General features: G+C 60.8%; 5 protein-coding genes. 3 read left to right on the top strand and 2 right to left on the bottom strand.

Features of this window, described 5'->3' with window-relative positions; translation table 11 throughout:
- Positions 1–320: 320 nt before the first annotated feature.
- The gene (locus AC07FD_RS09080; protein ID WP_478349563.1) at positions 321–590 is read left to right on the top strand and encodes a helix-turn-helix domain-containing protein; all 270 of its coding nucleotides are present in this window, start codon (positions 321–323) and stop codon (positions 588–590) included.
- Here the strand turns inward: AC07FD_RS09080 and AC07FD_RS09075 are convergent.
- The gene (locus AC07FD_RS09075; protein WP_478349562.1) at positions 572–772 is read right to left on the bottom strand and encodes a hypothetical protein; all 201 of its coding nucleotides are present in this window, start codon (positions 770–772) and stop codon (positions 572–574) included. The genes AC07FD_RS09080 and AC07FD_RS09075 overlap by 19 nt on opposite strands.
- Before the next feature lie 226 nt (positions 773–998).
- Between AC07FD_RS09075 and AC07FD_RS09070 the strand changes: the two genes are divergently transcribed.
- The gene (locus tag AC07FD_RS09070) at positions 999–1,412 is read left to right on the top strand and encodes a DUF2306 domain-containing protein (RefSeq protein ID WP_478349561.1); all 414 of its coding nucleotides are present in this window, start codon (positions 999–1,001) and stop codon (positions 1,410–1,412) included.
- A gap of 22 nt (positions 1,413–1,434) precedes the next feature.
- Positions 1,435–1,860: an OsmC family protein gene (locus AC07FD_RS09065; RefSeq protein WP_478349560.1), complete on the top strand. Its 426-nt coding sequence runs from the start codon at positions 1,435–1,437 to the stop codon at positions 1,858–1,860.
- Between the two features lie 26 nt (positions 1,861–1,886).
- Here the strand turns inward: AC07FD_RS09065 and AC07FD_RS09060 are convergent, their stop codons facing one another.
- On the bottom strand, positions 1,887–2,516 hold the full coding sequence (locus AC07FD_RS09060) for a MarC family protein (RefSeq protein ID WP_023670949.1): 630 nt from the start codon (positions 2,514–2,516) through the stop codon (positions 1,887–1,889).
- Positions 2,517–2,811 lie beyond the last annotated feature (295 nt).

The following is a 2,811-nucleotide window of genomic DNA, read 5'->3' as shown; positions in this document are numbered from 1 at the left end:
GGTAACTCCAGTCTCCCCGGTCCGGTCCGAATGGACAACCTCCTGAAAGCTCACATCTAGATCAGCAGCCAATGCGAGAAGGCGGGCGACCTGGAAGATCAACATCTCGTCGGTTGGCGTTGCGCGGCCAAACAATAGCATGCGGGTCCTCCTTGCTCCGATCCAGGATCCCGCGTGGGTTCGAATCCTTTGACTCGCGGAATCAGCGGCCCGATAGATACGGCGCCCGGCCTCAGGCGTCCATACGCCTTGGTCGGCGTCGCGACGCCTATCAACAGGATAGCTGGTCTTCCCGTTTCGCTACGGGTAGAACTTCTGGCATGCAGGCATCATACGACTTCCTTCGCGCGGCCCGCGCGCTCCTGGACATCACCCCAAAAAAACTTGCCGAGAAGGCAGGTGTGAGCACTCGCTCAATTGTCCGGATCGAGGCGCGGGAGCCAGTAGGCCTTGAGATCAGTCTGCGCGTCCAGGCGGCACTGGAGGAGCTTGGTGTTGAGTTCCTTCCAGAAACGAAATCCAATGGACCCGCGATGCGCATTCGAAAGGGTCTGGTCAGGAAGATCGGGTTTCAGTTGTCGGACAGGTAAGCCGACGAGCGAAGATTGGCTGGAGAGTCACGATCTGCCGGCGACAGCCGCTTTTCCGGCCAGTTCCCCAACATGATCGGCAACATCAGGTTGCTTTTGGCCGGAAAGCCGTGGTCATACATACCCTCGACCGTAGACAGCGGACATTCGGAACCGACTCGGAGGTTGAACTGTCGCAGCATTTTGATCGCCACATGTGAATTGGAAAGAGCCGTGCGGCTGCGCCGCGCGACCCTTTCCAATCCCCCTGTGACGATGCCGAAAAAGTGGCTAGTTTACATCTGCCGAGTTTACACAGGTGATCGGTGGCGCAGGAGTTTCCGATGGGAAATCAGATGTATGGGTCCTATGTTTACATTCTTCACCACACAGAACCATTTTGAGGGCAACCAACCACCGGAGGCGGCAATGTCGCTGCAACCGCTGCTTGCCGCCCCTTCTCCGGTTCCCTGGCATGCCTTTGCGGCTTTCGCCGCACTGGCGATAGGGGCCACGCAGTTGGCGCTGCCGAAGGGAACGCGGCGCCATCGCATCGCGGGCTATGTCTGGGCCGCGCTGATGCTGGTCATCGCCGTCTCGAGTTTCTGGATTCATCAGATCCGCCTCGTCGGCCCTTTCAGTCCGATCCATCTCCTGTCGATCCTGGTGCTGGTCACCGTACCGCTGGCGGTGTGGCACGCGCACAATCATCGCGTCGCAAAGCATCGCAAGTCGATGATTGCGCTGTATGTCTTTGCGCTGGTCGGGGCCGGCATCTTCACGCTGTTGCCGGGCAGGGTCATGCACGATGTCGTCTTTGGCGTTGCGCGAGCCGGGCCGTGACCTCGAGTGGAAGGAATATCAGGTGAAAGCACGCGTAAAATGGGTCGAGGAGCGGACGTTCGTCGGCGAGTCCGGCAGCGGCCACAAGGTGGTGCTCGGAACCGCGCTCGGACCGGAAGGCAAGACACCAGGGCCTAGCCCGATGGAACTGGTGCTGATCGGCACCGGCGGCTGTTCGGCCTATGATGTCGTGCATATCCTCGAAAAGGGCCGCGAGGCGGTCGAGGATTGCGTGGTCGAGCTCGACGCCGACCGGGCCGAGACCGAGCCCAGGGTGTTCACCCGCATCCACATGCATTTCGTCGTCAAGGGCTGGGCTCTCTCGCCCGACAAGGTCAAGCGGGCGATCGATCTTTCGATCGAAAAATACTGCTCGGCTTCGGCGATGCTGGCCAAGACCGCCACCATCACCCATGATTTCGAAGTCATCGATACGACAGCGAAGTAGGGCCGGCTTCGGTGGCCCGTCGCACGCTATCCCGCCATCAGCGCCTTGATGCCGTCGGCGACGAATTGCACGGCAAGTGCTGCTAGGATGACACCGAGCAGGCGGGTGAGGATCGAACGCCCGGTCTGGCCGAGGATGCGGTCGATGCGCTCCGACAACACGAACACCAGATAGGTGATGGCGAGGCAGACGAAGATGATGCCGACCAGCGCCGCCTGCGCGGCAAAGCCTTGAAACGAGCCGGAGAGCAGCACCGTCGCCGAAATCGCGCCAGGGCCGGCGATCAGCGGGATCGCCAGCGGGAAGGCGGCGATGTTGTGGATCATGTCCTTGGTGATGGCGACGTCGCCGATCTTTTCCTTGCGGTCCTGCCGCCGCTCGAACACCATTTCGAAGGCGATGAAGAACAACAGGAAGCCACCGGCGACGCGGAAGGCCGGCAACGTGATGCCGAACACCGACAGGATCGAGGCGCCGGCAACGGCAAACAACGCCATCACCAGGAAACCGATGATCGAGGCACGGACGGAAACCTGCTGGCGCTCCTCGCGGTTCATGCCGCGTGTCACGGCAAGGAACAGCGGCGCCAGACCAGGCGGATCGATGGTCACGAGAATGGTGACGAAGGCGTTGAACAGGCTGTCGAAGCTCGGCATCTCAGACCCCTTCCGCCGGGCTATGCCCGCACCGTGATATTGGTAGAGCAAAGCCCGGCCGGTGGGAACCGTCAGGGGGACGAAACCGGAGACTTCAACAATTCTGTCTTGACGCAATTCCCAAGGGAAAGCGCTACGCGCTTTTCCCGGGAAAACCACTTCACGCTTTTCCTGGAATTGCTTGTCTTATGACATTGGCGCCGAACGGGTCAGAAAGGAACCGCTGGGAGAGGGTAGCCGCGCCCTCTCAGCGGCGAGGGTCGGATCGGTGGAATTGCGGACCGTTTGACGGGTC

The sequence above is a fragment of the Mesorhizobium waitakense genome, from assembly GCF_056431085.1.
Note: the sequence above shows the minus strand (reverse complement) of the source record. Positions and strands in the feature narration are given on the sequence as shown.

Bases quoted from the DNA above. Each gene is read 5' to 3' on its own strand.
- AC07FD_RS09060 (WP_023670949.1), bottom strand. From the start codon at position 2,516: ATGCCGAGCTTCGACAGCCTGTTCAACGCCTTCGTCACCATTCTCGTG.
- AC07FD_RS09075 (WP_478349562.1), bottom strand. From the start codon at position 772: ATGCTGCGACAGTTCAACCTCCGAGTCGGTTCCGAATGTCCGCTGTCT.
- AC07FD_RS09070 (WP_478349561.1), top strand. From the start codon at position 999: ATGTCGCTGCAACCGCTGCTTGCCGCCCCTTCTCCGGTTCCCTGGCAT.
- AC07FD_RS09080 (WP_478349563.1), top strand. From the start codon at position 321: ATGCAGGCATCATACGACTTCCTTCGCGCGGCCCGCGCGCTCCTGGAC.